This is a genomic window from Arcicella sp. (assembly GCF_964672035.1).
This window is the reverse complement of record NZ_CBABQS010000162.1, coordinates 1-3,783: the sequence shown is the minus strand read 5'-3', so window position 1 is coordinate 3,783 and position 3,783 is coordinate 1. Positions and strand designations below refer to the sequence as shown.

Here is a 3,783-nt window from a genome sequence, read left to right as displayed (position 1 = left end):
TAAATTTAAGTATTCCAATATTTGATAGATTTACTGTAAAAAACAGAATTACGAATGCTAATCTTCAAGTAAAGAGTGCAGAAGGTCAGTTGAAAATTGTGGAAGAACAAGTATTGAGAGAAGTAGAAACATTAGTGCTGCAAAAAGATATTGCCAAGAGTAAATATGAAGCGGTAAAAGAACAATTGAAAGTAATTGAAGAGTCATATAAGTTTGCTGAAAGTAAATTCAACTTGGGAACGATGAATTATATTGACTTTAATTTATTGAAGACCAATTACGAGAAAACCAAAATAAGCCTCACACAAGCTAGATACGATTTTGTGTTAAAAGAAAAAATTTATCAATTGTATCAAAAGGAAGTTAAATAAATATGGTTCGTTTCCTCTTACATCGCCCCATAGCCGTACTGATTACTACCTTTGCATTGATGGCTTTGGGCTTGGTTACTTTCAATCAAATCCCTGTTTCGTTACTCCCAGATATTGCCATTCCTGAGATAACTGTGCAGGTAAGTTACCCAAATGCTTCTGCCCGTGAACTACAAAAAACGATTGTAAAACCCCTCAGAAATCAATTACAGCAAGTAAATCATCTTTCAGACCTCGAAGCCGAAACCCAAGACGGTTTAGCAATTATCAAACTCCGTTTTGATTTTAGTACAAATATCAATCTTGCCTATATCGAAACCAATGAAAAAATTGATGGCATCATGGGACAATTACCCCGTGAGATAGAACGCCCAAAGGTAATCAAAGCGGGTGCAGGAGATATTCCAGTTTTCAATCTAAACGTTACCGAAAAAGGGCAAAATAATGGTTTTGGCTTACAACTTTCTGAATTTTGCGAGAATGTACTTCGTAGAAGAATTGAACAAATGAAAGAAGTTGCGTTGGTGGATATGACAGGGCTTTCAAAACCAGAAGTAATCATTATTCCAGACCGTTCAAAACTGCAAAGTCTTGGCATTACAGAACAAATCTTAACGCAGACTCTACAAAAAAACAACATCGAATTAGGGAATTTATTGGTAAAAGACGGTCAATATCAATACAATATCCGCTTTGCTTCAACTCTCAAAACACAGGCTGATATTGAAAATATTTATCTAAAAATTGGCGATATTCAGAAAGGTGGAGAACGAGTTTTGCAATTAAAAGACCTTGCAAAAGTTAGTATTCAAGAACAAAAACTAAGGGGGCTTTATACTTTCAATGGGAAACGTGCTGTCTGCCTTTCTATCATTAAACAATCTGATACACAGTTACTTAAACTTAGGAAAGAGCTGAATGCTCAGATAGAACATTTCAAAGAAGACTATCCACAATTAGAATTTAGTATCAGTCAAGACCAAACAGAATTATTAGATTTATCTATCAATAATCTCATAGGTAATATTTTGTTTGGCGGTTTGTGTACGTTCATAATGATATTTTTCTTTATGAACGACCTCAAAACGCCCATCCTTATTGGTATTGTCATTCCTGTTTCGTTGGTTATTACCTTTCTTTGTTTTTACCTATTCCATATTTCTATCAACATCGTTTCGTTGGCAGGTTTGGTTTTGGGAATTGGAGAAATCATTGACTCTGCCATTATTGTTATAGAAAATATTGAACAATATCGTGAAGAAGGACATCCGCTCGATGGAGCTTGTATTGACGGAACACAAGAGGTAATTATGCCTTTGTTTACCTCGATTCTAACCAATTCTGCTGTATTTCTACCACTCATTTTTATCAGCGGTATTGCAGGGGCATTATTCTTTGACCAAGCCATTGCTGTCTCATTGTCTTTGGGAATTTCCTTGTTATGTTCATATACGCTGATACCCGTTTTGTATCGGCTATTTTACCTAAAAGAAGAACGTTTGAAGGGTTTTGTACCCAAGAAAATCACATGGTTAATGAGACAATCTGAACGTGTGTATGATGGTTTGTTAAACTTAGTTTTTAAACAAAAAATGTTGATGTTAGGATTTTTTATCTTGCTAATAATCGTAACCATACCAGTTTTCAAAAGCCTTGACAAAAGGGGGATGCCTATCATCAGTAGGACAGAATTGGAAGCAAAAATTGATTGGAATGAAGCGATTACGATTGAAGAAAATAACCGTAGAGTTAATCAAATTATTAGCCAAATTGCCCGAAATAATAACAAAAATCTAATGATTAGTGCGTTTGTTGGGCAACAACAATTTCTATTAAATCGAGAATTACAGCAAAATTTTAATGAATCATTATTGAGTATTAAGGTAAAAACTAACAAAGAATTTGAACAAACTAACAAAGAAATTGAAAGTTTAATTAAGGTGAAATATCCAAATGCCATTACTTCTTTTGGGGCAGCTAAAAACGTATTTGAAGCCTTATTTAATACTTCGGAAGCATCTCTTCAAGCCCGTGTTGTAAGTAATAATAAAGCAGAAGTTCCTGATATTCAGACGATAACACAAATCTATCATCAGTTGAATCAGCAGGGATTTACTACTTCTTTACCTTCTCAACAAAGTAGAGTTTATATTCAAGTTCTAACCGAAAAAATATTGTATTATGATGTTGATTATGAGCGAATTGTCGAGGTTTTGAAAACCATTTTTAATGAAAATAATTTGGGCAGTTTAAAAGCCGAACAAAAATATATTCCAATTTTATTAGGCAGTAATTCCCAACAAATTGATGCCTTGATACAAAACGCAACTGTCCTCAGTAATAAAGGGCAAATTTTACCCATCAAAGAACTGATAAGTATTTCAAATCAGAAAGATTATAAGTCTTTCTTTTCGGGAAAAAATGGAGATTTTATTTCTTTTGATTTTAATTTGACGAATCAAGAAATACCAGAAGCCCAAAGCGAAATTCAAAACACAATCTTGAAAAATGCCAATTTGAGTGTGAGCTTTACAGGGGGGTACTTTCGTAATTTAGGTTTCGTAAAGGAATTAGGAATAATTATCTTGGTGGCAATAGCATTGCTATATTTTATCCTCACGGCTCAATTTGAATCCTTAGTACAACCACTAATCGTAATGCTAACGATTGCCTTTGGACTCACAGGTGCAATGGTTTTATTGTTTTTTGCAGGAAATAGTATCAACATTATGTCGGCAATTGGTATGATAGTTTTAATTGGAATTTTGGATAATGATTCCATTCTGAAAATTGATACCATGAATCGTTCAAAAGACACGATGTCTTTGATTGATGCTATAAAATTATCAGGCAAGCGTAGGCTAAAATCTCAATTAATGACATTTTTGACTACTATTTTAGGGCTTTTCCCAATACTATTTTCTTCGGGACTTGGTGCAGAACTTCAAAAGCCCTTAGCTCTTTCTGTAATTGGTGGAATGTGCTTAGGTTTGTTTATTTCATTGGCTTTTATCCCTTTGATTTATTGGTTTATGTATAGTCGGAATGTGTATTCGTCTAAAATAGTTTGAGAGTTTCTAAAATTTCTTTTTAGGTTGTTTTTTCACCACATTAGAAAACCTTTTTATAAGAATACAATAGTTTTAATTTTCACCTTTTTGAAAATAATGATATTTTGTTAGTGTGTAGAATCAATTAATAGAATCACATTTATACAGCATTAATATACATTTTAACTCATTAATAAAAGTCGTATAATTGAAGTTATGTTAAATAAAAAAGTGTCTCCTACTGAGTATAGCGGTGAAATTGAGCCTTGGCGTGAAGTTATGCCAGAAAAGGTAATATTTTACAAATGGGATTGAAATTGTACCCTTTAATTTTAATGGGTATCTTTGGGTTGAAAAACCAT

Annotated in this window: 2 protein-coding genes; both read left to right on the top strand. The window is 33.2% G+C overall.

The window, feature by feature from the left end:
- Window positions 1-371: TolC family protein (locus AC1W31_RS20775; RefSeq protein WP_481736418.1), on the top strand; the 371-nt coding region annotated here is incomplete at its 5' end.
- Between the two features lie 2 nt (window positions 372-373).
- Window positions 374-3,442, top strand: coding sequence for an efflux RND transporter permease subunit (locus tag AC1W31_RS20770; protein ID WP_481736417.1), 3,069 nt, complete (start codon window positions 374-376; stop codon window positions 3,440-3,442).
- Window positions 3,443-3,783 lie beyond the last annotated feature (341 nt).